Annotated in this window: 28 protein-coding genes; 15 read left to right on the plus strand and 13 right to left on the minus strand. The window is 69.2% G+C overall.

Features of this window, described 5'->3' with window-relative positions; translation table 11 throughout:
- The first annotated feature begins 57 nt into the window (after nucleotides 1–57).
- The 5 genes from QQ657_RS42205 to QQ657_RS42225 are packed head-to-tail and all read left to right on the plus strand — an operon-like array spanning nucleotide 58 to nucleotide 5,236.
- Nucleotides 58–1,062: a zinc-dependent alcohol dehydrogenase family protein gene (locus tag QQ657_RS42205; RefSeq protein WP_284747980.1), complete on the plus strand. Its 1,005-nt coding sequence runs from the start codon at nucleotides 58–60 to the stop codon at nucleotides 1,060–1,062.
- The gene (locus tag QQ657_RS42210; protein WP_284747981.1) at nucleotides 1,055–2,389 is read left to right on the plus strand and encodes an ABC transporter substrate-binding protein; all 1,335 of its coding nucleotides are present in this window, start codon (nucleotides 1,055–1,057) and stop codon (nucleotides 2,387–2,389) included. Before QQ657_RS42205 ends, QQ657_RS42210 begins: the two co-directional genes overlap by 8 nt.
- Nucleotides 2,389–3,321 carry a carbohydrate ABC transporter permease gene (locus tag QQ657_RS42215; RefSeq protein WP_284747982.1) on the plus strand — a complete coding sequence of 311 codons (933 nt, stop codon included), beginning with the start codon at nucleotides 2,389–2,391 and terminating at the stop codon, nucleotides 3,319–3,321. Before QQ657_RS42210 ends, QQ657_RS42215 begins: the two co-directional genes overlap by 1 nt.
- On the plus strand, nucleotides 3,318–4,160 hold the full coding sequence (locus QQ657_RS42220; RefSeq protein WP_284747983.1) for a carbohydrate ABC transporter permease: 843 nt from the start codon (nucleotides 3,318–3,320) through the stop codon (nucleotides 4,158–4,160). The genes QQ657_RS42215 and QQ657_RS42220 overlap by 4 nt, the downstream gene beginning before the upstream one ends.
- A 2-nt stretch (nucleotides 4,161–4,162) precedes the next feature.
- A complete protein-coding gene (locus QQ657_RS42225) occupies nucleotides 4,163–5,236 on the plus strand; it encodes an ABC transporter ATP-binding protein (protein WP_284747984.1) in 1,074 nt (357 codons plus the stop codon).
- Between the two features lie 66 nt (nucleotides 5,237–5,302).
- Here QQ657_RS42225 and QQ657_RS42230 read toward each other — a convergent pair whose 3' ends face one another.
- From QQ657_RS42230 to QQ657_RS42240, 3 genes are read right to left on the minus strand one after another with little or no spacing between them, the layout of a single operon-like run.
- Nucleotides 5,303–5,497 (minus strand): ferredoxin, encoded by a 195-nt coding sequence (locus tag QQ657_RS42230; RefSeq protein ID WP_284747985.1) that lies wholly within the window; start codon nucleotides 5,495–5,497, stop codon nucleotides 5,303–5,305.
- Between the two features lie 34 nt (nucleotides 5,498–5,531).
- Nucleotides 5,532–6,731: a cytochrome P450 gene (locus QQ657_RS42235; RefSeq protein ID WP_284747986.1), complete on the minus strand. Its 1,200-nt coding sequence runs from the start codon at nucleotides 6,729–6,731 to the stop codon at nucleotides 5,532–5,534.
- A gap of 10 nt (nucleotides 6,732–6,741) precedes the next feature.
- Nucleotides 6,742–7,965, minus strand: a complete 1,224-nt coding sequence (locus QQ657_RS42240) for a cytochrome P450 (RefSeq protein ID WP_284747987.1) — start codon at nucleotides 7,963–7,965, stop codon at nucleotides 6,742–6,744.
- Between the two features lie 179 nt (nucleotides 7,966–8,144).
- Between QQ657_RS42240 and QQ657_RS42245 the strand changes: the two genes are divergently transcribed.
- Together QQ657_RS42245 and QQ657_RS42250 are read left to right on the plus strand one after the other, a co-directional pair.
- Nucleotides 8,145–8,795 carry a TetR/AcrR family transcriptional regulator gene (locus QQ657_RS42245; RefSeq protein WP_284747988.1) on the plus strand — a complete coding sequence of 217 codons (651 nt, stop codon included), beginning with the start codon at nucleotides 8,145–8,147 and terminating at the stop codon, nucleotides 8,793–8,795.
- Nucleotides 8,796–8,881: 86 nt separating this feature from the next.
- On the plus strand, nucleotides 8,882–9,724 hold the full coding sequence (locus QQ657_RS42250) for a GH12 family glycosyl hydrolase domain-containing protein (protein WP_284747989.1): 843 nt from the start codon (nucleotides 8,882–8,884) through the stop codon (nucleotides 9,722–9,724).
- Here QQ657_RS42250 and QQ657_RS42255 read toward each other — a convergent pair.
- The 7 genes from QQ657_RS42255 to deoC form a co-directional block, all read right to left on the minus strand.
- On the minus strand, nucleotides 9,721–10,284 hold the full coding sequence (locus QQ657_RS42255) for a hypothetical protein (RefSeq protein WP_284747990.1): 564 nt from the start codon (nucleotides 10,282–10,284) through the stop codon (nucleotides 9,721–9,723). The genes QQ657_RS42250 and QQ657_RS42255 overlap by 4 nt on opposite strands.
- Nucleotides 10,281–11,027 carry a hypothetical protein gene (locus QQ657_RS42260; RefSeq protein ID WP_284747991.1) on the minus strand — a complete coding sequence of 249 codons (747 nt, stop codon included), beginning with the start codon at nucleotides 11,025–11,027 and terminating at the stop codon, nucleotides 10,281–10,283. The genes QQ657_RS42255 and QQ657_RS42260 overlap by 4 nt, the downstream gene beginning before the upstream one ends.
- Nucleotides 11,028–11,046: 19 nt before the next feature.
- Nucleotides 11,047–11,361: a hypothetical protein gene (locus QQ657_RS42265; protein ID WP_284747992.1), complete on the minus strand. Its 315-nt coding sequence runs from the start codon at nucleotides 11,359–11,361 to the stop codon at nucleotides 11,047–11,049.
- Nucleotides 11,358–12,074: a hypothetical protein gene (locus QQ657_RS42270; protein WP_284747993.1), complete on the minus strand. Its 717-nt coding sequence runs from the start codon at nucleotides 12,072–12,074 to the stop codon at nucleotides 11,358–11,360. Before QQ657_RS42270 ends, QQ657_RS42265 begins: the two co-directional genes overlap by 4 nt.
- A 138-nt stretch (nucleotides 12,075–12,212) precedes the next feature.
- Nucleotides 12,213–13,079 (minus strand): aldehyde dehydrogenase family protein, encoded by an 867-nt coding sequence (locus tag QQ657_RS42275; RefSeq protein ID WP_284747994.1) that lies wholly within the window; start codon nucleotides 13,077–13,079, stop codon nucleotides 12,213–12,215.
- Entirely contained in the window at nucleotides 13,072–14,505 is a 1,434-nt protein-coding gene (locus QQ657_RS42280) for an aldehyde dehydrogenase family protein (protein ID WP_284747995.1), read from the minus strand. The genes QQ657_RS42275 and QQ657_RS42280 overlap by 8 nt, the downstream gene beginning before the upstream one ends.
- Complete coding sequence (gene deoC / locus QQ657_RS42285; RefSeq protein WP_284747996.1) at nucleotides 14,505–15,479, minus strand: deoxyribose-phosphate aldolase; 975 nt, start codon at nucleotides 15,477–15,479, stop codon at nucleotides 14,505–14,507. The genes QQ657_RS42280 and deoC overlap by 1 nt, the downstream gene beginning before the upstream one ends.
- A gap of 114 nt (nucleotides 15,480–15,593) precedes the next feature.
- Here deoC and QQ657_RS42290 point away from each other — a divergent pair, with 114 nt between their 5' ends.
- Nucleotides 15,594–16,166 carry a Uma2 family endonuclease gene (locus QQ657_RS42290; protein ID WP_284747997.1) on the plus strand — a complete coding sequence of 191 codons (573 nt, stop codon included), beginning with the start codon at nucleotides 15,594–15,596 and terminating at the stop codon, nucleotides 16,164–16,166.
- Here QQ657_RS42290 and QQ657_RS42295 read toward each other — a convergent pair.
- Nucleotides 16,163–16,777, minus strand: a complete 615-nt coding sequence (locus QQ657_RS42295; protein ID WP_284748063.1) for a DUF1707 SHOCT-like domain-containing protein — start codon at nucleotides 16,775–16,777, stop codon at nucleotides 16,163–16,165. The two genes, QQ657_RS42290 and QQ657_RS42295, sit on opposite strands and share 4 nt — an antisense overlap.
- A gap of 85 nt (nucleotides 16,778–16,862) precedes the next feature.
- Between QQ657_RS42295 and QQ657_RS42300 the strand changes: the two genes are divergently transcribed.
- From QQ657_RS42300 to QQ657_RS42310, 3 genes are read left to right on the plus strand one after another with little or no spacing between them, the layout of a single operon-like run.
- On the plus strand, nucleotides 16,863–17,297 hold the full coding sequence (locus tag QQ657_RS42300; protein WP_284747998.1) for a protein-tyrosine phosphatase family protein: 435 nt from the start codon (nucleotides 16,863–16,865) through the stop codon (nucleotides 17,295–17,297).
- Between the two features lie 5 nt (nucleotides 17,298–17,302).
- The gene (gene upp, locus QQ657_RS42305; protein WP_284747999.1) at nucleotides 17,303–17,926 is read left to right on the plus strand and encodes a uracil phosphoribosyltransferase; all 624 of its coding nucleotides are present in this window, start codon (nucleotides 17,303–17,305) and stop codon (nucleotides 17,924–17,926) included.
- A 4-nt stretch (nucleotides 17,927–17,930) separates the two neighbouring features.
- Nucleotides 17,931–18,878, plus strand: coding sequence for a pentapeptide repeat-containing protein (locus tag QQ657_RS42310; protein WP_284748000.1), 948 nt, complete (start codon nucleotides 17,931–17,933; stop codon nucleotides 18,876–18,878).
- Here the strand turns inward: QQ657_RS42310 and QQ657_RS42315 are convergent.
- A complete protein-coding gene (locus tag QQ657_RS42315; protein ID WP_284748001.1) occupies nucleotides 18,860–20,263 on the minus strand; it encodes a hypothetical protein in 1,404 nt (467 codons plus the stop codon). The genes QQ657_RS42310 and QQ657_RS42315 overlap by 19 nt on opposite strands.
- Nucleotides 20,264–20,366: 103 nt before the next feature.
- Here QQ657_RS42315 and QQ657_RS42320 point away from each other — a divergent pair, with 103 nt between their 5' ends.
- Together QQ657_RS42320 and QQ657_RS42325 are read left to right on the plus strand one after the other, a co-directional pair.
- Entirely contained in the window at nucleotides 20,367–20,939 is a 573-nt protein-coding gene (locus QQ657_RS42320; protein ID WP_284748002.1) for an RNA polymerase sigma factor, read from the plus strand.
- A complete protein-coding gene (locus QQ657_RS42325) occupies nucleotides 20,936–22,204 on the plus strand; it encodes a hypothetical protein (RefSeq protein WP_284748003.1) in 1,269 nt (422 codons plus the stop codon). The genes QQ657_RS42320 and QQ657_RS42325 overlap by 4 nt, the downstream gene beginning before the upstream one ends.
- Here the strand turns inward: QQ657_RS42325 and QQ657_RS42330 are convergent.
- The gene (locus tag QQ657_RS42330) at nucleotides 22,177–22,794 is read right to left on the minus strand and encodes a TetR/AcrR family transcriptional regulator (protein ID WP_284748004.1); all 618 of its coding nucleotides are present in this window, start codon (nucleotides 22,792–22,794) and stop codon (nucleotides 22,177–22,179) included. The genes QQ657_RS42325 and QQ657_RS42330 overlap by 28 nt on opposite strands.
- A gap of 84 nt (nucleotides 22,795–22,878) precedes the next feature.
- Here QQ657_RS42330 and QQ657_RS42335 point away from each other — a divergent pair, with 84 nt between their 5' ends.
- Together QQ657_RS42335 and QQ657_RS42340 are read left to right on the plus strand one after the other, a co-directional pair.
- Entirely contained in the window at nucleotides 22,879–23,292 is a 414-nt protein-coding gene (locus tag QQ657_RS42335; RefSeq protein ID WP_284748005.1) for a MerR family transcriptional regulator, read from the plus strand.
- Between the two features lie 50 nt (nucleotides 23,293–23,342).
- The gene (locus QQ657_RS42340) at nucleotides 23,343–24,266 is read left to right on the plus strand and encodes an aldo/keto reductase (protein ID WP_284748064.1); all 924 of its coding nucleotides are present in this window, start codon (nucleotides 23,343–23,345) and stop codon (nucleotides 24,264–24,266) included.
- The last annotated feature ends 133 nt before the right edge of the window (nucleotides 24,267–24,399 follow it).

A 24,399-nucleotide genomic window follows, 5' to 3' on the forward strand; every position in this document is an offset into this window, starting at 1 on the left:
ATGTTCTCGACGCCATAGGTCAACGCCGCTCATATGAGCGCGAGAAAGGGGCTAGGCATGCGTGCCGCCATCGTCGACCGGCCCGGTGAGATCAGGGTCGGCGAGGTGCCCGATCCGAAACCCGGGGAACGCCAGGTCGTCGTCAAGGTCGGAGCGTGCGGGATCTGCGGGACCGACCTGCACATCGCCGACGGGCACTTCCCGCCCACGCCGTATCCCATCGTCCCCGGGCACGAGTTCGCCGGGGAGATCGTCGAGCTCGGCGCGGACGTGCCGGGCGAGTGGAAGATCGGCGACCGCGTCGCCGTCGACCCGTCGCTGTTCTGCGGCTACTGCGGCCCGTGCCGCGCCGGCCACGGCAACCTCTGCGCGAACTGGGGCGCCACCGGCGACACCGTCAACGGCGCCTTCGCCGAGTACGTCGCCGTCCCGTCGTCCACCTGCTACCGCATGCCCGACTCGATGACCTGGGAGCAGGGCGCGCTGGTCGAGCCCGTCTCCTGCGCGGTGCACGGCGTGCGCCGCGTCGGCGTCGAGGCCGGAGAGCGCTTCCTCGTGGTCGGCGCCGGCACCATGGGCCTGATCATGCAGCAGCTGCTGCAGCGCTCCGGAGCGCAGGTCACGGTCGTCGACCGCAACGAGGCCCGGCTGCCGCGGGCGACCAGCCTCGGCGCCGTCGCCACCGCGGCCGACGTGAAGGACCTGAACGGCGAGAAGTTCGACGTCGCCGTCGACGCCACCGGCGCCGCCCCCGCCATCGAAGCCGCGTTCGACTCGATCCGCCGTGGCGGCCGGCTGCTCGTCTTCGGCGTCGCCCCGGCCGAAGCCCGCGTCGCGCTTTCGCCGTTCCGCATCTACAACGACGAAATCACCATCGTCGGCTCGATGGCCGTGCTGCACAGCTTCGGCACCGCGCTCGACCTCGTCGCAAATGGTGCGATCGACACCGATTCGCTGCTCACGGACACGTTGCCGCTGGAGCAGTACCCCGAGGCGCTCGCCAAGATGCGCAGCGGCTCGGGCCTCAAGGTCCAGGTACTCCCGGGAGGCGGCCGTGCGTAAGCTCCTCACCCTCTTCGCCGCGACATCGCTGCTGGTCACCGGGTGCGCCGGGGCCGGCTCGATCGGCACCGGTAACTCGACCCTCGTCATCGCGATCGTGTCCAACCCGCAGATGAAGGACGCGATCTCCCTCGCCCCGGAGTTCGAGAAGGCGACGGGCATCAACCTGAAGTTCGTCTCGCTGCCGGAGAACCAGGCGCGCGCCAAGATCACCGCGTCGACCGCCACCGAGGGCGGCGAGTTCGACGTCGTGATGATCAGCAACTACGAGGCCCCGCAGTGGGCCGCCAACGGCTGGCTCGAGAACCTCGAACCGCACATGGCGGCCACCCCGGGCTACGACGAAGGCGACTTCATCCCCAGCATCAAGCAGTCGCTGTCTTACCAGAACCAGATGTACGCGGTGCCGTTCTACGGCGAGTCGTCGTTCCTGGCCTACCGCAAGGACCTCTTCGAGAAGGCCGGGATCACCATGCCGGCCAAGCCGACGTGGCAGCAGATCGCCGACTACGCCGCGAAGCTCGACGACAAGGCGAACGGCGTCGCGGGCATCTGCCTGCGCGGCAAGCCGGGCTGGGGCGAGAGCCTCGCGCCGTTCACCACGGTGGCCAACACCTTCGGCGCCCAGTGGTTCGACAAGGACTGGAACGCCAAGCTGACGTCGCCGGAGTTCAAGGAAGCCGCGAACTTCTACGTCAACCTGATCCGCGACCACGGCGAGGTCGGCGCCTCCAGCGCCGGGTTCTCCGAGTGCGGCACGCGCTACACGCAGGGCAACGCGGCGATGTGGTACGACGCGACGGTCATGGCGGGCACCAACGAGGACCCGTCGAGCAGCAAGATCGTCGGCAAGTCCGGGTACGCGCCGGCGCCGGTCGTCAAGACGCAGGCCAGCGGCTGGCTCTACACCTGGGCGCTCGGCATCCCGAAGGTCGCCAAGGACAAGGACGCGGCCTGGAAGTTCATGGCCTGGATGACCGACAAGGCGTACGTGCAGAAGGTCGGGGCGACCTACGGCTGGAACCGCGTCCCGCCGGGTGTGCGTCAGTCCACTTACGACATTCCCGACTACGCCAAGGCCGCGCAGGCCTACGCGAAGCCGACGTTGGACGGCATCGCGGACGCCAACCAGCAGAAGGCCATGGCGAACCCGGTGCCCTACCCCGGCATCCAGTTCGTCGGCATCCCCGAGTTCCAGGACCTGGGCACCCGGGTGAGCCAGCAGCTGTCGGCCGCGATCGCCGGCCGCGAGTCGGTAGACGACGCCCTGAAGCAGTCCCAGGACTACGCCCAGACAGTGGGCGACTCCTACAAGGCGGTGCAGTGATGTCCACGCTGTCGGTAGATACCCCCACCTCCCACTCCCACGCGAAGGCCGAAGAAAAGAAAGGCCTGAGCACCGCGGCCAAGCGGCGGCTGCCGCTGCTGCCGGCGCTGATCTTCGTCATCGCCGTGACGCAGCTGCCGTTCCTGCTGACCGTGTTCTACTCGTTCCAGTCGTGGAACCTGGTCCGGCCGGGTTCGCGGCACTTCGTCGGCCTGGACAACTACATCGACGTCTTCAGTGACACGACGTTCCTGGTCGCGCTGCTCAACACGGTGCTGCTGACCGTGGTGTGCGTGCTGGTCGCGCTGCTGCTCGGCCTCGGCCTGGCGATCCTGCTGGACCGCAAGTTCTTCGGCCGCGGCGTCGTCCGCACGCTGCTGATCACGCCGTTCCTGATCCTGCCCGCGGCGGGCGCGCTGCTGTGGAAGACGACGGTGTTCGACCCGACCTACGGGTTGCTGCACTTCGTCTTCGGCACCGACACCGACTGGCTTTCGGAGTTCCCGCTGGCCTCGGTGATGGCGCAGATCGTGTGGCAGTGGACGCCGTTCATGATGCTGCTCATCCTGGCCGGCCTGCAGAGCCAGTCCAAGGAGGTGCTGGAAGCGGCCTCCGTGGACGGTGCGAGCCGGTGGCGCACGTTCGGCTCGATCACCCTGCCGCACCTGTCCCGGTTCCTGCAGCTGGCGACGCTGCTGGGCGCGATCTACATCGTGAACAGCTTCGACGCGATCTTCCTGATGACCCAGGGCGGGCCGGGCACGGCCAGCACGAACCTGCCGTACTACATCTACCAGCGCGCGTTCGAAGGCTTCGACGTCGGCCAGTCGTCGGCGATGGGCGTGATCGTCGTGATCCTGACGATGATCGTCGCGACCTTCGCCCTGCGCTTGATGTTCCGCACCTTCTCCGTGAGCGGAGGGATCAAATGACCACGGCCGTCGCGGGACGTCCCCGCAAGAAGCAGTACGGCAAGGGCTCGCTGACCCTGGCGACCTGGGTGATCGCGATCCTGTTCGTCTTCCCGCTGCTGTGGATGATCCTCACGGCGTTCAAGCAGGAAGCGGACGCCTACACCGACCCGCCGAAGCTGCTGTTCAGCCCGACGTTCGACCAGATCTCGAACGTCCTGAACGGCGGGTTCCTGCCGTACGTCTCCAACTCGGCGTTCGTCACGATCCTCTCGACGATCCTGGTCCTGCTCTTCGGCGTCCCGGCGGCGTACGCGCTGTCGCTGGCGCCGGTCAAGGGCACGTCGAACGCGCTGGGCTTCTTCCTCTCGACGAAGATGCTGCCGATCGTCGCGGCGATCATCCCGCTGTACATCATTTCGCAGAACACCGAACTGCTGGACACGGTGTGGGCGCTGGTCATCCTGTACACGTCGATGAACCTGCCGCTGGCCATCTGGATGATGCGGTCGTTCTTCCTCGAAGTGCCGCACGAGATGATCGAGGCGGGCCGGATCGACGGCGCGAATCTCCCGACGTTGCTGCGCAAGATCATCATGCCGGTGGTCGCGCCCGGGATCGCGGCGACCGCGCTGATCTGCGTCATCTTCTCCTGGACCGAGTTCTTCTACGCGGTCAACCTGACGGCGGCGCGCGCCGGCACCGTGCCGGTGTTCCTCGTCGGGTTCATCACCAGTGAGGGCCTGTACTGGGCCCAGCTTTCCGCCGCCGCACTGCTGGCTTCGCTGCCGGTGATGATCGTCGGCTGGATCGCGCAGAACCACCTCGTCCGGGGCCTGTCGATGGGAGCGGTGAAGTAGTCATGGCAGCTGTCAGTTACGAGCAGGCGTCGCGGATCTACCCCGGCGCGCACGAGGTGCGGGCGGTCGACAAGTTCGACCTGTCGGTGCCGGACGGCGAGTTCCTGGTCCTGGTCGGGCCCTCGGGCTCGGGCAAGTCGACGGCGCTGCGGATGCTCGCCGGGCTGGAGGACGTCGACGAGGGCGCCATCCACATCGGCGAGCGCGACGTCACGAACCTGCCGCCGAAGGACCGCGACATCGCGATGGTGTTCCAGTCCTACGCGCTGTACCCGCACATGACGGTGGCCGACAACATGGGCTTCGCGCTGAAGCTGCGCGGACTGTCCAAAGAGGACGTCGCGGCGAAGGTGGCCGAGGCGGCCAAGATGCTGGACCTTTCGAAGTTTCTGGACCGCAAACCCAAGGCGTTGTCCGGCGGGCAGCGGCAGCGCGTCGCGATGGGCCGGGCGATCGTGCGCGAGCCCAGCGTGTTCCTGATGGACGAGCCACTGTCCAACCTGGACGCGAAGCTGCGGGTGGAGACCCGGGCGAACATCGCGAAGCTGCAGCAGCGGCTGGGCACGACGACCATCTACGTCACGCACGACCAGGTCGAGGCGATGACGATGGGCGACCGCGTCGCGGTGCTCAAGGACGGCGTCCTGCAGCAGTGCGCGTCGCCGCGGGAGCTGTACGAGAACCCGACGAACTCGTTCGTGGCGGGCTTCATCGGGTCGCCGGCGATGAACCTGGCGACGCTGCCCCTGACCGAAGGCGGCGTCAAGCTCGGCGACGTCGTCCTGCCGCTGCCGCGGTCGGTGGTGTCGGCGGCCGGGGACCTGCGTGAAGTGGTCTTCGGCGTGCGCCCGGAGTCGCTGCAACTGGTGTCCGAAGGCGGCTTCGAGCTGGTGGTGGAGCTGGTCGAGGAGCTGGGTGCCGACGCGTACCTGCACGGCAAGGTGGGCGACGACCGCTTCGTCGTCCGCGTCGACGGCCGCACGCCGCCCCGGATGGGCGACAACGTCCGGGTAGGCCTGCGCGGCGAAGGCGAGACCCACGCGTTCCACCCGGAAACGACGCTGCGCCTCAGCTGATCCGTCCAGTGCCGTTAAGGCCACCTTACGGGCGTCAGACGCCCGTAAGGTGGCCTTAACGGCACTTCACTCCTGCAGCGAGAGGGCCTGGCTGGGGCAGACGTGCACCGCTTCGCGAGCCTTCTCGACCAGCGCACCCTCGGGCGTCTCGTTCAGGACGATGACCGTGCCGTCGTCTTCGCTCTGGTCGAACAGCTCGGGCTCGGTCAGCACGCACTGCCCGGCGCCGACGCACTTGCCGGTGTCCGCGATGATCTTCATGGTTCTCTCCTGTGGTGGGATGGCAGTTCGATCTCTACCAGGTCACCGGCAGCCGGTACAGGCCGTAGATGTTCGCGTCGTCCTTGAACGCCAGATCGTCGACGTCCGCGCCCAGCGCCAGCGTCGGGATTCGGCGGAAGAGCGTGTCGAAGACGATCTGCAGTTCCATCCGGGCCAGGTTCTGGCCGAGGCACTGGTGCGGCCCGAAGCCGAACGCGACGTGGTGGCGCGCGCCGCGCTCGATGTCCAGCTCGTCCGCGTTCTCGAACGCCCGCGGGTCGCGGTTCGCCGCGTAACCCAGCGCCAGCACGCCTTCCCCGGCCCGGATCAGCTGCCCGCCGACCTCGACGTCCTCGACGCACAGGCGCGCCGTGGCCGCGTCGACGATCGTCCAGTAGCGCAGCATCTCCTCGACGGCGTCGAGCGTCTTGCCCGGGTCGGCCTTGATCGCCGCCAGCTGCTCGGGGTTGCGGAGGAACGCCACGGTGGACAGCGAGATCATGTTCGCCGTCGTCTCGTGGCCCGCCACCAGCAGCAGGAAGCCGGTCGCGGCCAGCGACGCACGCCGGTAGGTGCCGTCTTCGCGGAGCTTGACGATCTGCCGGCCGAGCAGGTCGTCCGGCGGGTTCTCCTCCTTCTCCGCGATGAGCTCTTCCATGTAGCCGCGGATGGTGTCGAACGCCGCCCGCCGCTCCTCCGGCGACGTCGAGCGCTTGATCAGCTTCGCCGTGTGGGTCTGGAAGAAGTCGTGCTGGTCGTACGGCACGCCGAGCATCTCGCAGATCACCAGGGACGGCACCGGCAGCGACAGCGCCTCCACCAGGTCACCGGGCTTCGACCCGGCCAGCAGCGCGTCGATCTGGCCGTCCACGATCTCCTGGATCCGCGGCCGCAGCGCCTCCATCCGGCGCACGGTGAACTCGCCGAGCACGGCCTTGCGGGCCGGCCCGTGCTCGGGCGCGTCCATGGTGATCATGGTGCGCTCGTCGCCCTGTCGCCGGAACCCGCCCTTGACCAGTTGCGGGAAGTCCGGGCGCTGCCGGTCGGCGCTGAAGCGCCGGTCGTTCAGCACGGTCCGGACGTCGTCGAGCCGGGTGACCACCCAGGCCCAGCCGCCGTCGGGCAGCCCCACCTTCGTGACCGGATCCCCTTCGCGGATCTCCTCGTACGCCGGCGGCGGCGAGAACGGGCACGTGCGGGTCATCGGGAATTCGTGCTTCTCGACTGTCGTCATGGCGTCCCCTTCACCAGGTCACGGGCAGGCAGTACAGGCCGAAGATCGACGAATCGTGCTTGAACGGCAGCTGGTCCACGGGCGCGGCCAGCTTCAGCTCCGGGATGCGGCGGAAGAGCGTGTCGAAGACGATCTGCAGTTCCATCCGGGCCAGGTTCTGGCCGAGGCACTGGTGCGGCCCGAAGCCGAACGCGACGTGGTGGCGCGCGCCGCGCTCCAGGTCGAGCTCGTCCGGGTTGTCGAACGCCTCCGGGTCGCGGTTGCCGGAGTAGCTCAGGCCGAGCACGCCCTCGCCCTCGCGGATCAGCTGGCCGCCGATCTCGAGGTCCTCGGTGGCGACGCGCGACGTCGCGAACTCCGCAATCGTGAAGTACCGCAGCAACTCCTCGACGGCGTCGAGCGTCTTGCCGGGGTCGTTCTTGATCAGCTCGAGCTGGTCCGGGTTCTCCAGCAGCGCGACGGTGCCGAGCGAGATCATGTTCGCCGTCGTCTCGTGGCCGGCGATGAGCAGCAGGAACGCCAGCGACACGAGCGAGTCGTGGTCGGCTTCGCCGTGCTCTTCGCGCTGCTTGGCGATCTGGCGGCTGAGCAGGTCATCGGCCGGCTCGGTCTCCTTGCTGCCGACCAGCTGGTCGAGGTACTCCTGCAGCTCGTCGACGGCCTTGATCCGGGTGTCCTGGTCGACGTCGCGGTTGAGCAGCGTCGAGCTGCGGACCTGGAAGAAGTCGTGGTCGGCGTACGGGACGCCGAGCAGTTCGCAGATGACCAGCGACGGCACCGGCAGGCTGAGCGCGCTGACCAGGTCGGCGGGCTTCGGGCCGGCGAGGATCGCGTCGATGTGCTCGTCGACGATCTGCTGGATCCGCGGCTGGAGCGCCTTCATCCGCTTGACCGTGAACTCGCCCACGACCTCGCGGCGGGCCGCGCCGTGCTGCGGCGGGTCCATGTTGATCAGCGACGCGGTGAAGTTGGTCCGCCGGATCGGGCGCCCCTGCTTGGTCAGGAACGGGAAGCCGGGGTTGAACCGGTCGGAGCTGAACCGCGGGTCGGTGAGCATCTGCCGGACGTCCTCGAGCCGGGTGATCGCCCACGCCTCCTGGCCGGACTGCAGCTCGACGCGCTGGACCGGCCCCGCTTCGCGCAGCTTCCCGTACGCCGCCGGCGGGGCGAACGGGCAGGTGCGCTCCAGCGGGAAGACTTCGTCCTTCGTGGTGGGATCGGCGACTTCGGTCATTTCGGGCCCCCTAAAACGGACTTACAGTATGCGGAGGATTACATTCCGGTTCTGCAGTCCAAGGTACCGAAGTGGAGGGAAGTCGTCCACTAGCTAACGGGTGACTCACTTGAGTTCGAGTGCGTGGCCGCTTGACCATGCGAGAATCACCCCGCGCGATCCAGCGAGAGGCGAACGGCATGACGGCAGACCCCGAGACCACCCTGCGGGCGGACGCGCGGCGCAACCGCGACCAGATCCTGGCCGCCGCGAAGACCATCTTCGCCGTTTCCGGTCCCGAGGTGCCGATGGAGGAGATCGCCCGCGCGGCCGGCGTCGGCGTCGGCACGCTGTACCGGCGGTTCCCGGACCGGGACGCGCTGGTCCGCGCCGTCGCGATGGACAACTTCGAGCGGGTGCTGATCGACGCGCGCGTGATCGCCGCCGAGGAGACGTCGGCGTGGAGCGCGCTTTCACGGCTGCTTCGGCAGTCGGTGGAGCTGCAGCTGAGCGTCCAGCTGGCGATGGTGTCGCCGCGCGCGCTGGTGATCCTGAAGAACGACCCGGAGGTCCGCCGGCTGCGCGACGAGATCCTGGTCGTCCTGGACGACTTCGTCGACGGCGCCAAGGCCGAGGGGAAGCTGCGCCTCGACGTCGGCTCCGGCGACATCGCGATCCTGTTCGCGACGCTGCTGCGGCAGGTGCGCGCGAAGTCCCCGGACGTGGCGGAGCTGGCGGCCCGCCGGTGCGTCGGGATCATGATCGACGGACTCAGTTCGCGGCCGGGCACGGAGCTCCCGGGCCGTCCGATCACGTCGCACGATCTGGACCCCATGGACGATCACAGCTGATTCTTCGGTTTCCGTGTTAGGGTTCCGCCTCGTTCTGCCGAATTCGGGTTGCGGGCGGGAAAATGCGACGAAGAATGCTGGCCGTGGTGTTGACGATTCCCTTCTTGGTGGTCACCGGCTGCGGTGACGGCCCGGTCGGCGGTGTCGCGGCTCCGGCGTCGATCCCGGCTCCGGCGGCTCCCTCGACGACGGCGCCCAGCGGGTCGTCGTCTGCTGTTCCGACGCCGTCTTCTCGTTCGGTGGCACCAACTCCGACCCCGCCGTCGACGACGCCGGTGCGTGGCTGCCGCAGTCCCGAGTTCACGACGTCCGAGGCCGACGGCGGCTGGTCGGACGGCGGCTACTACGTCCACAACAACATGTGGAACGCGGACGAGGCGGGCCCGGAAACCCTGCGCGCGTGCGCGTACGACAACTGGTATGTCGAATCCACCCAGCCCGATTCGACGTCGGTGAAAACCTATCCGAATGTGCACAAGGACATCAACGAACAGAATGGGAAACCGTTCAACGACTATTCGGTGATCCGGACGACGTTCGCCGGCCGAGGGCCGGGTGTGGGCATCTACGACGTGGCGTACGACCTGTGGCTGAACGGGGTGGGCGACGGCAACGGCGTCAGCGAGCTGATGGTGTGGACGGAGAACCTGAAGCAGCAGCCGTCGGGCGACAAGCTGGAGACGTACACGGCGGGAGGATCGACGTACGACGTCTGGGCGGACGACGACGGATATGTGGCGTTCGTTTCCCGCGCGACGCAGTACTCGGGCAGCTTGGACCTGAAGGCGATGATCGCGTTCGCGATCGGCAAGGGTTTGATCCCGCCCAACCCGACGGTGAACCAGATCGGCTACGGGATCGAGTTCTGCTCGACGGGTGGCGGTAAGGCGAGGTTCACGCTGACGGACTTCTCGGTGACGATGAGCTAGCGGGTGTACCGCTGGATGGTGCGCTGGGAGGGGCGGAACAGCGGCAGGCCGACCACGAGATTGGCCAACGTCAGGCCGACCGCGAGCGCGGGTAGCAGGAGGAAAAGTGCGATCGACGGCGTCACCGGGTGGACGTTCGCCGCGTGCGGGCCGCTGGACCAAGTGATGTTGGCGGTGTAGCTCGTGTAGAAGAACAGTGCGGAGAGGATCGAGGCTGCGGCCGCCGAGAGCAGGACGACGGATCCGGTCGCCGCCGGGCGGGCGTCGAAGATGAAATCCGTGCCGGTGTGGTGCCGGCCGAGCGAGACCCAGCCGCGGGCCATCGTCATCGTCACGCCGGAGACCGCCAGGAACAGGCCGAGGAAGATACCGGCGCTGGTGGTGAGCATGGTGACCGGGCTCGTGGCGGTGGGCAGCGAAGGGCCGATCACCGGCATGCCGACGCCGACCAGTGCGGCGGCGGCCAAGGTGACTGCACCGGAGACGGTGCCGACGCGGCGGATCCGGTGTGCCAGTTTCGGCGGGATCCAGATACTGGACGCCGGGGCGGGGCCGATCATCCGGCCGTCTGCCAATCGCCCGGGTGCGACATGGTGCTCGTGTCGGTCTGCTGCCAGCCTTCGCCGAGGTCGTCGGCTTTGTCGTGGATCGCCACCAGCTCGTTCTGGATGGTGTCCACCGTCGTGTCGATCACGCTGATGATCGCGAATATCGCGGGGATGCCGGCCGCGATCTCCGCACTGAGGATGCCGAGCGCTGCAGGCAGCCCGACGACGGTCGCCGCACTGACGATGGCAGCCGCGGTCGCCCCGACCAGACCCCAGATGATCGAGTTGTAGGTCAGCCAGAACGTCTCGACGGCATTGGCGAGGTTGGTGAGCGAGTCACGCATCTGCCTGCCGAGGTCCTTGGCGGCATCGATCTTCTTGAGCTGTTCGGAAAGAGCGATCTGGTAGGTCCGGGCCGCGGGACCGCTCCAGTACACCGTGGTTTTCAAGGATGCCGGGTCCAGAGCGCCGGCCGCCGTGTCGAGCCGCTGCGTGAACTTGTCACCCCACTCGGCGGCATAGGCCCGAAGCTTGTCGGGGTCGCCTTTGTCCCGCTCGAACTTCTCATGGGCACGCTCGAATTCGGCGACCTTGTCCCCGATGAAGGCGAGACCGTCTCGGATCGGCTTGACCAGCTCGGCCAGAGCATCCGGGATCCAATCCAGCGTGTCCCGGACTCGCTGGAACAGGTCCTCCACGAGCTGCCTGAACTTGTCGTACCCGGCGATTGCTTGGTCGATCACGTCGTTGGTCATCGTTCTGGTCCCCCTGTGGTCAGCGTCCGCCGGCCTGACGCAGCTTCCGCTGGTGTTCTTCTTCGGAGACCCGGTACATCGCGGCGCCCCGGTGGAGGCTGTCCGATATCCGGTGGAAGTTGAGGGCGCCCCGCCGAAGGGAGTCTTCGAGCTTGGCGAGGGTCAGCCCGTACTGGTGGTCGAAGCCCCGGCCGGCGGCGAAGCTCATGACATCGGCCGGCGTCAGACCGAGTGGCGCGACCACTGCCCCCGCCTCGCCCAGGCTGCCGGCCGCTTCGTCCCAGACGGCCGCGTCCGACTGCAAGGCCTCCAAGGCCACTTCGATGTCACTCATCGGTCTTCGACACCTTCCTTCGACGCCGGCGAACCGTGGACCTGGACGCGGCGGATCAACCGGTCGGGATCGTGGACCAGGCTCAGGAGCTCGGCCGTGGCCTTTCCGACGTGGTGGCCCGTGCCGTTCGGCACCGAATCGCGGTGGAGCGACTTCAGGACCTCGGTCAGCTCGGCCTCGACCTCGGCGTTCCTCGCTATCGAGGCCCAGGTCGGATCGATGTCCAAGCTGACGTAGCGTCCGCTTTGGGCGGTCCCCGAGACGTGTCCGCCGGAACTCGTCGCGGCGACCGGGCGATCGGCGACGGCCAGGCGAGCCGAGATCTCATCGACTTCGGCCATGACGGCATCGCCGAGCCGGAGAACGTCATGGGCAGTGAGGGGAGCTTCGTCCGCAGCCGATCGGAGTGGTGCGGGTGGGTTCTCCTGAACGTCCCGGGCCTGCCGCAGCATGGCATCGATGGTTGCCGCGTTGGCGGCGGTCAGCACGCTCATGTCCAGCGCGCGGGGGTCGACCTTGCTCTTCCAGTCCGTGGCGAGCTCGACCTGCAGGATTGCGCCCTCGGCAGAGACGGCGACCGTCACGATCCGATCCGGGTCGCGACCCGTGGGCCCGCTCGGCTCCGGTTCGTCTTCCTGCGATTGAGCTGAGGTTTCGCCGTCGTCCCAGAGGTCGATTTCCGCCTCGAACGCCCACTCCTCGTTGTCCGGCACCTGCACCCTCCCCGATGCGTCACGCTCCGTACCTGGCTGGGACTGTACCGGTGATCGAGGTAGGCGTCAGCCGAAGACCGGGAACGCGACGGAGGTCACCACCCGGGTTCGTCCGGGTGGTGACCTCCGTTCGGGAACTCAGACGCCCAGCGGGTGCCAGACCGTCTTCGCCTCCAGGTACCGCCGCAACCTGGTCAAGTCCGGCGCCGACGTCCAGTCCGGCTCGGCCGCCGGGACCGTCAGCACCCGCTTCACCGTGTTCGCCGCTTCGCGGGCCAACTCCACACGCTCAGCAGGCGTGGCACCCGTCGGGTCCAGCGCGTTGACGTCACCGTGCGAGGCCAGCCACGACCCCAGCTCCGACGCCCGCCCCGTCAGGATGTTCGCCACTCCGCCCGGGACGTCCGACGTTGCCAGGACCTCCGACAGCGTGATCGCCGGCAGGGGCCTCTCCGCGCTCGACACCACCACCGCCGTCGAACCCGTCGCCAGGACCGGGGCCAAGACCTCGACCAAGCCCAGCAACGACGACCCCTGCGGCGCCAGGATGCCCACCACGCCGGTCGGCTCCGGGACCGTGAACGAGAAGTACGGCCCCGCCACCGGGTTGGCCGACCCCAGGACCGAGGCGATCTTGTCCGTCCAGCCCGCGTACCAGACCCAGCGGTCGATCGCCGCGTCCACTGTGGACTCGGCCTTCTTCGCCGACAGGCCCTCGGATGCCGAAACCTCCGCGATGAACTGGTCGCGGCGGCCCTCCAGCACCTCGGCCACCCGGTACAGCACCTGGCCGCGGTTGTACGCCGTCGCCGCCGCCCAGCCCGGGAACGCCTTGCGGGCCGCCACCACCGCGTCGCGGACGTCCTTGCGGGATGCGTGCGCCGCGTTGGCCAGGAACTTGCCCTTCGCGTCCGTCACCGGGTACACCCGGCCGGACTCCGAACGCGGGAACTTGCCGCCGACATACAGCTTGTACGTCTTCGCGACGGAAATGCGATCAGACATCGAGATATGCCTCCAGCCCGGTGCGGCCGCCTTCGCGCCCGAAGCCGGATTCCTGGTAGCCGCCGAAGGGGGCGGTGGGGTCGAAGCGGTTGAACGTGTTGGCCCAGACCACGCCCGCGCGCAGCTGGTTCGCCATCCACAGGATCCGGGAGCCCTTTTCGGTCCAGATGCCGGCCGAAAGCCCGTACGGCGTGTTGTTGGCCTTCGAGACAGCCTCGTCCGGCGTGCGGAACGTCAGCACCGACAGCACCGGCCCGAAGATCTCCTCGCGCGCGATCCGCATCGACTGCTGGACGTTCGCGAACACCGTCGGGGCGAAGAAGAACCCGCGGTCCGGCACCGGGCACGGGCTGGTCCAGCGCTGCGCGCCCTCGGCGTCGCCGGACTCGACGAGCCCGCGGATCTTCGCCAGCTGCTCGGCCGAGTTGATCGCGCCGACGTCGGTGTTCTTGTCCAGCGGGTCGCCGACGCGCAGCGTCGAGACGCGGTAGCGCAGCTTCTCCAGCACCTCTTCGGCGACGGACTCCTGCACCAGCAGCCGCGAGCCCGCGCAGCAGACGTGGCCCTGGTTGAAGAAGATGCCGTTGACGATGCCTTCGATGGCCTGGTCTAGCGGCGCGTCCTCGAACACGATGTTCGCGGCCTTGCCGCCCAGCTCCAGCGTCAGCTTCTTCGGCGTGCCCGCGACCTCGCGCTGGATCGCCTTGCCGACCTCGGTCGAGCCGGTGAACGCGATCTTGTCGATGCCCGCGTGCTCCACAATGGACGCACCGATGTCGCCCGCGCCCGGCAGGATGTTGACCACGCCCGGTGGCAGCTCGGCCTGCCGGCAGATCTCCGCGAACACCAGCGCGGTCAACGGCGTCGTCTCGGCCGGCTTCAGCACCACCGTGTTGCCGGTGGCGAGCGCCGGGGCGATCTTCCAGGCCAGCATCAGCAGCGGGAAGTTCCACGGGATGATCTGGCCCGCGACGCCCAGCGGCCGCGGATTGGGGCCGTAGCCCGCGTAATCCAGCTTGTCGGCCCAGCCGGCGTGGTAGAAGAAGTGCGCCGCCGCGGTCGGGATGTCGGAGTCGCGCGACTCCTTGATCGGCTTGCCGTTGTCGAGGCTCTCCAGCACCGCCAGCTCGCGCGAACGCTCCTGGATCAGCCGCGCGATGCGGAAGAGGTACTTCGCGCGCTCGGTGCCCGGCATCTTCGACCAGACGGTGTCGTACGCCTTGCGCGCGGCCTTGACCGCGATGTCCACATCGGACTTCGACGCCGTGCCGACCTCGGCCAGTACCTCTTCGGTGGCCGGGTTGATCGTCTTGAGCGGCTCACCCGAGCCGTCGACGAACTCGCCGTTGATGAACGGCTTGTAGTGGTCCTTCAGGTTCGCGATGGCGCGCGACTCGGGCGCCGGTGCGTACTCGAAAACAGGCATCAGTCCACCGTCACGTAGTCGGGGCCGCTGTAGTGGCCGTCCACCTGGGTGCGGCGCTGCAGCAGCAGGTCGTTGAGCAGGCTGGACGCGCCGAAGCGGAAGAGGTCCGGGACCAGCCACTGCTCGCCGGCGACCTCGTGCACCGCGACGAGGTACTTGATCGCGTCCTTCGTGGTCCGGATGCCGCCCGCGGGCTTGACGCCGCGCAGCTCGCCGGTCTGGACGTGCCAGTCGTGCACGGCCTGCAACATGATGTGCGTGACCGGCAGCGTCGCGGCGGGGGAGACCTTGCCGGTGGACGTCTTGATGAAGTCACCGCCGGCCAGCAGCGCCAGCCACGACGCGCGCCGCACGTTGTCGTAGGTCGCCAGCTCGCCGGTCTCGAGGATGACCTTCAGGTGGGCGTCGCCGCAGGCGGCCTTGATGGCCTGGATCTCCTCGAAGACGTCCATGTAGCGGCCTTCGAGGAAGGCGCCGCGGTCGATCACCATGTCGACTTCGTGCGCGCCGGCATCGACGGCGATCTTGGTGTCGGCCAGCTTGATCTCCCGCGAGGTGCGGCCGGCGGGGAAGCCGGTCGCGACGCTCGCGACGTGCACGCCGCTGCCCTTCAGTGCTTCGACGGCGGTGGCGACCATGTCCGGGTACACGCAAACGGCGGCGACGCGCGGGGTGTCCTGGCGTTCGGGGTCGGGGCGGACGGCCTTCGCGGCCAGCGCCCGGACCTTGCCGTGGGTGTCGGCGCCCTCCAGGGTGGTCAGGTCGACCATGGAGATGGCGGTGTCGATGGCCCACCGCTTGGCGTCCTTCTTGATGCTGCGCGTGCCGAGGCCCGCCGCGCGCTGCTCGACGCCGACCTGGTCGACACCGGGCAGCCCGAGCAGGAAGCGGCGCAGGCTCGCGTCGTCGCGAGTCGCGTCCACCAGCGGTGCCGGGGTGGCCGGCGCCGCTGACGTGCTGGTCGTGGCTGTCATGGGCCTGAGTCTAGGCGGCGGGTCCGACACTTCGCGGTGTCCCGGTTCGAGTGGGTCCGATAGTCTGTATACGGACTTGTGATCAATCTCGGCAGTGATGATGGGAGGGAGAGCATGACCGCTCTGCCCGACTGGATGTTACTGTCAGTGTCCGGATTGAGCGCGGACGATTACGAAGCGTTGCCGGAAGAGGTCTGCCGCCGCATCGAAATCGTTGATGGAGCCATCGTCGTGAACCCGGCCCCGCGCCGTTCGCGCCAGATCTTCGCTCGGCGGCTCGCGAACGCGCTGGAAGCGGCGTGCGGCCCCGGCCTCGAGGTGTCGACGGACGTCGACCTGCGGCTGCGTGACGTGCCGCTCCTGAACCGACGGCCGGACATCGTGATCTACGACTCGGCACTGCCCGACGAGTTCGTGCTGAGGGCCGAGCACTGCGTGCTCGTGGTGGAACTCATGTCTCCCGGCTCGGTCACGGCCGACCGGATCGACAAGCCCGCTGAGTACGCCGCCGGCGGGATCCGGCACTTCTGGCGGATCGAAAACACCGACGACCTGGAGAAGGTCCGGGTATTCCGGTACGAGCTCGATCCGTCCACCAAGACCTACGCGCCGGCCGCCGTACACGACGGGCCGTTCACCGTGACCGACCCCTTCACGGTGAACGTCGACCTCGCCGAGCTGCTCTAAGCCCCTTCGATCTGCGGTGGCTCGGACCGCTGAGCCGGCTTCCGGTAGACGACGACCCCGCCCCAGAAGCCCAGTCCGTTGATCTTCACCGTGGGAGCCGTCGGCGGTGCCGGGGGTGCTCCCGACTTGTCCTCCAGGACGAAGCCCCCCATGAAGCCGATGCCCGTCACGTCCACGTTGATGTCGTCCGGGACCGTGATCGTGATGCCGCCCATGATCGCGACCGCCGTGATCGTGCACTGGCGGTCCGCGAACCGGGCCTGGCGCAGGTCGATCTCCGCGCCGCCCCAGAACGCGAAGCTCGTGTGCTGCGGGGGCAGGACCCAGCTGCCCTTGCGGACCGCGCCGGACATCACGCCGATCGACACCGGGGAGCCCGGGTGGCCGCCGATGCGCTGGTCGGGGAAGCCCAGTGCCCGCGTCGGCGCCGCCTCGAGAGCGGCGGAGGACGTCGGCAGGTCCGCCGTCACCGGCTTGAGCTCGCCCACCAATTTCGCCGCGTAGACCGTCGTGAGCCGCTCTTCCAGCTCGTTCACGGTGATCCGCCCTTCCGAAAGGGCGTTGTGCAGCACCTGCGCGACGCGCTCGCGGTCCGCGTCGGAAGCCCTCATCTGGTCGGGCGTCAGTTCGCTCACCCGGCGGAGCTTAGCGGCGAAAACCACCCTGCGTGTCCACCTTCCGGAGGACACTGACCCGATGGGGTCGAAGACAGTGGTATTCCCGGACGGCGTCCGGGTCCGCGGCCGCGGGCTGGGTCGCCCGCGACCGGACGAATCCGAACCGGACTTCGGGCTGTACCTGGGGACGAGCCGGTTGCGGCGCAAGCACGGCGGGGGCATCACCTGGCCGCACGAATGGGTCACCTGGCCGGACTTCCTGCTGCCCGTCAAACCCGCGGAGGCACGCCGTCAGATCAAGGCGCTCCACGAACGAGCCAAGGTCGAAACGGTCGAAGTCGCCTGCTACGGCGGTGCCGGGCGGACCGGCACGGTGATGTCCTGCCTGGCGATCCTCTCCGGTGTCCCCGCGGACGAAGCGATCGCGTGGGTGCGGGAGCACTACAACGAACGCGCCGTCGAAACACCCTGGCAGCGCGGCTGGGTGAAAAGGTTCGCGGGACGGCTAGATTGACCCGCATGGATGTGCACGTCGTCGATCACCCCCTCGCGAAGGCCCGGCTCTCCACGATGCGCGACGCGCGCACGGACAGCGCCGCGTTCCGGGCCGCGCTGCACGAGCTGACCGTCATGCTGGTCTACGAAGCCACGCGCGACGTGCCGGTCAAGACCGAGCGGATCCACACGCCGGTCGCGCGCACCGAGGGCTACAAGCTGGCCAAGCCGCCGCTGCTCGTCCCGGTGCTGCGGGCCGGCCTCGGCATGGCCGACCAGGCGCACAAGCTGATCCCGGACGCGCAGATGGGCTTCGTCGGCCTCGCGCGCGACGAGGAGACGCTGAAGCCGACGCCGTACCTCGAATCGCTGCCGGAGTCGCTCGCCGACCGGCCGGTGCTGGTGCTCGACCCGATGCTCGCCACCGGCGGCTCGATGGAGTACACGATCCGGCTGCTCACCGACCGCGGCGCCGCCGACGTCACGGCCATCTGCGCCCTGGCCGCGCCGGAAGGCCTGGCGCACCTGGAAAAGACCGGCCTGCCCGTCCGCGTCGTCACCGCCAGCATCGACGAGCGCCTCAACGACTCGGGCTTCATCGTCCCGGGCCTCGGCGACGCGGGCGACCGCCAGTACGGCGCCGTCTAAGGCCTTGCCCCTCCTCAAGTGGCGGTGGGTGGCCGCGGCCGCCGGGGTGGTCGCGGTCGTCACCGCCGGCCTGCTGTGGCTGCTGCTGGGCTGGTCCGGGTCGCCGGACGCGCCGGTGCGCATCGACGCCGTCAAGACGGCGTTCGGCATCGGCGCGGGCGCGGGCGGCGTGTTCGCGCTGTGGCTGGCGACGCGCCGCCAGCGCACGATGGAACTGCAGCTCACCGAGACGACCCGCGTCGCGGGCGTGACCGAACGCGACCTCGAGGAGCGGCGGGTCACCGAGCTGTACACGAAGGCCGTCGAGCAGCTCGGCAGCGACAAGGCGCCGGTGCGGTTCGGCGGGCTCTACGCGCTGGAGCGGCTCGGGCAGGACAACCCGAAGCAGCGCCAGACGATCGTGAACGTGCTGTGCGCGTACCTGCGGATGCCGTTCAAGGGCCCGGTCATCGGGCTCAGGGGCAGTGCGGCAAGCGACCTGGCCGACGACCCCGAGGAGAGTGAACTCTTCGTCCGGCTCGCCGTGCAGGAGCTGCTCAAGACGCACCTGAGCCACGACGCGGCGGGCTACTGGCCGGGGATGTCGATCGACCTGCAGCGAGCCACTCTCGTCGACTTCCGGCTGAGCGGGTGCACCCTGGCCGCCGCCGACTTCAGCCGCGCCCGGTTCGTCGGCCAGCTCCACATCCGCGGCACACACTTCACCCACCAGGTGGGGTTCTACGGCACGGAGTTCCTCGACATCGTGAACTTCGATCGCTCGGTCTTCGAGGAAGGCGCTTTCTTCTCCCGGGCACACTTCGCCGGCAACGTCCGCTTCACCCGGATCCGCTCGGGGGGCCGGTTCGAGTTCTCGCGCACGGTCTTCGACGAGGGAGCCGACTTCGACGGTGGCGATCACCAGGAACTCGACCTGACCGACGCGCAGTTCCCTCAGGACGGCACCAAGTAAAGCTCTTGCCTGCCCAACGTCGGCGCGTCGATGGTCCAGTGCGCGAGGGCGTCCGGCGGCGGTGAAGGCAACCGGCGGAGCACCAGGTCGGGCCGCCGCGGCCGGACGTCGAAGTCGAAGAACGCGTAGTCCACCCGCAGCGCCGCGCGGACCCAGCGGTCGCCGGCGCCGCGGGCGTCGATGGCCGCGGGGAGCAGGCCGCGGTCGGCGAAGACGTCGACGATCGCGCACTCGCACGTGTAGGCCAGCACGCCGATCTCCCCGGCGCTGCCGACGACGCGTGACCCGGCCAGCGCGTGGAGGTCGCGGCCGATCTCGGCGTACTTCGCGGTCGAGGCGTAGTTGGACGTCAGTGGCGCGAACTCCCGGGGCAGTCCCGGCGCCGCGTACGCGACCACGCTCGCGGCCACCAGTGCGAGGACCGCGCCGGTCGTGATCCGGCTCGAAGCCGCCCATGCGCAGGCGAACAGCGTCGCCGCGGTGATCCCCGGGCCGTAGTACCAGTGGTACGGCGGAACCGTCAGCAGCACGTACATCCCGTGGTAGAGCACGCCACCCAGGGCCAGGAGCGCGAACGGCCGGAGTGCGGGCGACCGCCGGAGCGCCAAGGGGAGTGCCGCGAGCGGCAGGAAGGACAGCACCGTCGCCCACGGCGCCGTCCGGGCGTAGAAGAGCGGGCCGTTGGCGAAGGTCCAGTCACCCCAAGTCCGTTGCGCACCTTGCAGCGTCTTGATCACGAACGTGTCGGGCACCGCCGCGCCGAGCACGACCCAGCTGAAGACGAACCACGGCACGGCGACGAGCGCGGCCCCGAGCACAGCTCGTCCGGAACGCAGCGAGAAACCCAGGACCACGGCGAAGATCAGCAGGTCCAGCCGCACGAGCGCGAGGGCGCCGGCGCTCAGCCCGAACGCGAACGGCCGTCGTTCGACGGCGAACACCGCCACCCACCCGAGGACCGCGGCGCCCAGCGCGACCTCCAGCCCGATCGACGAGAGCAGCAGCGGGTTCACCGTCAGCGCCGCGAACGCCAGTGCCGGGAACCAGCGCGGCAACGCCGTGCTGAGCCGGCGCAGGGCCAGGACGAGCGCGACCTGGCACAGCACATACAGCACTCCGGCCGCGAAGACGGCGTCCCGCACCACGAAGGTCAGCGCGGCCAAGGCCAGAACGTTCGCCGGTGACGTCGCCGAGTTCGACGTCGCGTCGGCCAGCAGTCCCCAGTGCCCGTGGAACGCGAGGTTGCGCGCGTAGGCGAGCGTGATGAACGTGTCGTCGACGAGGTGCGGCCGGGCCAGCAGGAACACCGCCGCCGACACGCACGCGACCGCCGCCGGAAGCCGCCAGGCTCGGGTCTGCTTGTCCGTGGTCCGGACCTGCTCCATGATCACGACCGGAAGTGGCCGCCCGGTTCGCGGAAGTTGTGCGCAACATCCGGGGCGGTGCCGGCCACTGAGGGGTGTGACCAGCCATGCGACGGGGGTACGGGTGGATGACGGGGCACCGGGTGATCGAGCTGTCGGTGATCGCGCACTGTGGGACCGGGCCTCCAGCGGCGACGAAGCGGCTTTCGGCGAACTCTTCGAGCGGCACGCCGAAGCCGTCTGGAACCACGCCTACCGGCTGACCGGCTCGTGGTCCGCCGCGGAGGACCTCACCTCGAACACCTTCCTGACCGCCTGGCGCCGCCGCGCCGACGTGACGCTGATCCGGGACAGCGCCCTGCCGTGGCTCTACACGGTGGCCGGCAACGCCGCCCGCGACGAACACCGCGGCGCGAGACGGCGGCTGCGGCTGCTCCACAAGATCCCGGACCCACCGGTCGTGTCGGACCACGCCGACGCGGTGGCCGCGCGGATCGACGGCGAGCAGCGGCTGCGCGAGATCGTCGAAGCCGTGCGGACGCTGCCGAAGTCGCAGCGCGCCGTCGTCGAACTGTGCCTGCTCGGCGACCTGAGCGTCGCCGACGCGGCCGAGCTGCTGACCGTCGCCGAGGTCACCGTCCGCGCCCACCTGTCCCGGGCTCGCACCCGGCTGCGCACCCTGCTGGAGGAGAAATGAGCGACGACCTCCGAGGGCTCCCGCCGCGGCGCGCCATGCCCGACGACGTCCGCGACCGGCTGCGCGCCGAGGTCCGCGCCGGTGTCGGGAAACCCCGGCGGACCAGGCAGGTCTGGTACGTCGCCGCGGCGGCCGTCGTCGTGCTGGCCGCGGGCGCGGTCGTCGCGACGCACGTGATCCGGCAGCAGCCCGTCGCGGGCCCGCCGCCGGCCCCGGACCCCGGCAACCGCCTCACCCTCGACGCGAAGGTGGCGACGACCGCGCTCGACCGCTGCTGGGCGGCCGTGCGGGCAGCGGGCAAGACGGACCGCGTGCCGCCGCGCGAGGAGTGGGTCCCGCTGTTCACGGAGGTTTTCGGGGCGGACACGGCAGTCGCGACGACCGCCGCGGGCAAGCCGATGTTCTGCGAGACCACCGACACGACCGTGACGCTGTCGGACCCGGGAGCCACCCCCGCGTACGTGCCGGGCACCCGCACCGGGCTGCTGCTGCAGAGCGCGACCGGCATGGTCGGCGGGGTCCTCGACCCGGCCGCGTCGGGTGCCTTCCTCGACTCGCGGACCGCGAGCGGGGACAACATGACGCAGGCCATCTCCGTCTCCCCGGTGACGCACCAGTTCATCGGGGAGACCCGGAGCGACCCGGCGCGCACGACGCTCACCGTGGGCAAGCCCATGGCGGGGGACTCGAAGACGCTGCCCGCGGCGCCACCAGCCCTGCTGTCGGTCGTCGACCGGCCGGTGACCGCCGACCGGACGTCACCGGCGGGCCGGGCGCTGGGCGAATGCCTGGCCGCCGCGGAGATGGAGGTGATCCCGGACGCCGCGGCGTACGCGCCGGGGCCGGTGCTCGAGGCCGACGGCTACCGGGTGGTCCTCGGCCGCCACGGCGAGCGGGTCGTGGTCTGCGCGACCCAGCCCGACCGCAAGCGGCCGGGGACGACGAAGTCCAACTCCTACTTCGACTTCACCGGGCCGCAGCCCTCGCCGGCGCGCACCCTGATCGTGGACACCCTGGGCGGGACCGAGTCGGAGGCGGAACAGGGGAAGGCACGCCGCCCGTACACGGCGGCGCTGCCCACGACGGCGACCGAGGCGACCATCGACTTCGGCATCGGGACGAGCGTCCAGGTCGGCGTCGTCGATGGCATGGTCGCCACTTGGGTCCCGCGGAACATCCACCTCGACCCGCTGGCGAAGGTCCACGTCCAGGCCCGCGACGCCCAGGGCAAGGTCGTCTACGACGGGTCGCTCATGCTGTTGTGAGGCCGCAGCCAGCCGGAGGCGTTCGCGCGCAAAGCCGTCTCGTAGGAGTTCGTGACGTCGAACTCCTCCGGCAGGTTGCCGGTCAGCTCGAGCGAGACGAGCCCGTGCACGAAGGCCCAGCAGCCGACCGCGACCGTCTCGGGCGGGACGTCGAGGAAGACGCCGTCGGCAATCGCGCGACGGATGATCGCTTCCAGGGGCTCGAGGGTCTTCCGGGCCAGCTTCTCGGCGTCTTCGTTGGGCTCGAACCCGGGCACCGACCTGGTGAACATGATCCCGTACAGGTTGGGGTCGGCCAGCGCGCTGGTGCGGTAGGCGCTGCCGAGCGCGACGAGGTCGTCGACCGGGTCGCCGGTCAGGACGGTGCCGGCCATCCGGGCGCCGAAGCGGCGGAAGCCTTCGGTGTAGAGGGCGTTCACCAGATCGGGTTTGCTGCCGAAGAGGGAGTACACGGCGGTGGTCGACGTCCCGGCGTCGGCGGCCAGCTTCCGCAGGGAAAGCGCCTTCGGCCCGTCGGCGGCGATGAGCTCCCCGGCGCGGTCGAGGAGCTTCAGCCGGAGCGCTTCGTCGTGTGTCCGTGGTCGAGCCATGCACACAGCGTATCGGAACGCTGTTATTTTTGACCAGAACGAGGATTTGACCTGGAGTGCACTCCAGGTCGTAGTGTCGAGGTCATGAGCTACTCGATAGCGGAAGCCGCGCGACGTAGCGGACTGTCCATCGACACTCTCCGGTACTACGAGCGCATCAAACTGCTCGACCCGCCCGCACGGGACACCGCGGGCCGCCGGGCCTACTCCGACGACGACCTCGGCTGGCTGGGGTTCCTGACCAAGCTGCGCACCACCGGGATGCCCATCAAGAGCATGCGCGAGTACGCGTCGCTGCGCCGCCACGGCGTCGCCAGCGCGGGCCGCCGCAAGGCCCTGCTGGTGGACCAGCGGCGATCGGTCGCCGAGCGGATCGCCGAGCTGCAGGGCTGCCTCGACATCCTGGACTACAAGATCGAGAACTACGAACGGGTCGAGCAGAAGGTGCTCGGCATCGAACCCGGCATCGCACCCGGTATGGAGGAGATTTCCGCGTGAAGACCAGGAAGCTCGGCAGCCTGGAGGTCGGCGCCCAGGGACTCGGCTGCATGGGGATGAGCCAGGCCTACGGCGTCCGCGACAACGACGAAGAGTCGATCGCGACGATCCACCGGGCCCTCGACCTCGGCGTCACGCTGCTCGACACCGCGAACGTCTACGCGAACGGCGTCAACGAGGAGCTGGTCGGCCGCGCGATCGCCGGCCGCCGCGACGAGGTCGTGCTCGCGACGAAGTTCGGCATCGTGTGGAACGACGGCGCGATGGGGGCCCGCGGGGACGCTGCCTACGTGAAGCAGTGCTGCGACGAGTCGCTGCGCCGGCTCGGCGTCGACCACATCGACCTGTACTACCAGCACCGCGTCGACCCGGACACGCCGATCGAGGAGACCTGGGGCGCGCTGGCTTCGCTGGTGGAAGCCGGGAAGATCCGGTACGCCGGGATCTCGGAGGCGAGCGCGGCGACGATCCGCGCCGCGCACGCGGTGCACCCGGTGACCGCGCTGCAGAGCGAGTGGTCGCTGTGGACCCGCGGCATCGAGGGCGAAATCCTCGGCACCTGCCGGGAGCTCGGCATCGGCGTCGTGCCGTTTTCGCCGCTGGGCCGCGGTTTCCTGACCGGCGCGGTGAAGTCGATGGCGGACCTGCCGGAGGACGACATGCGCCGCGGCCTGCCGCGTTTCGCCGAGGGCAACTTCGACCGCAACATGGCGATCGTCGACGCGCTGCGCAAGCTGGCCGAGGACAAGGGCGTCACAGCGGGGCAGCTCGCGCTCGCGTGGGTGCAGGCCCAGGGTGAGGACGTCGTGCCGATCCCGGGGACGAAGCGCCGCACGTACCTCGAGGAGAACGTGGCCGCGGCCGCGCTGGAGCTGACCACGGACGACCTGGCGGCCATCGCGGCGGCGGCTCCCGCCGAAGCCATCGCGGGGGAGCGCTACCCGGAACGCCTGGCCCGCGCCGCCGGCAAGTAAGGCGCACTTTCACGTGAAAGTGCCCACCAGGGGCCGGCACTTTCACGTGAAAGTGCGACTCTGAGCCTTTTCTGAGATCTCCGGAGCAGGCTCGGCGCCGATCAAGGTCGGTGCCGAGCTCCAGGAGGTCGTC

It is taken from the genome of Amycolatopsis ponsaeliensis, assembly GCF_030182635.1.
Classification (GTDB): domain Bacteria; phylum Actinomycetota; class Actinomycetes; order Mycobacteriales; family Pseudonocardiaceae; genus Amycolatopsis; species Amycolatopsis ponsaeliensis.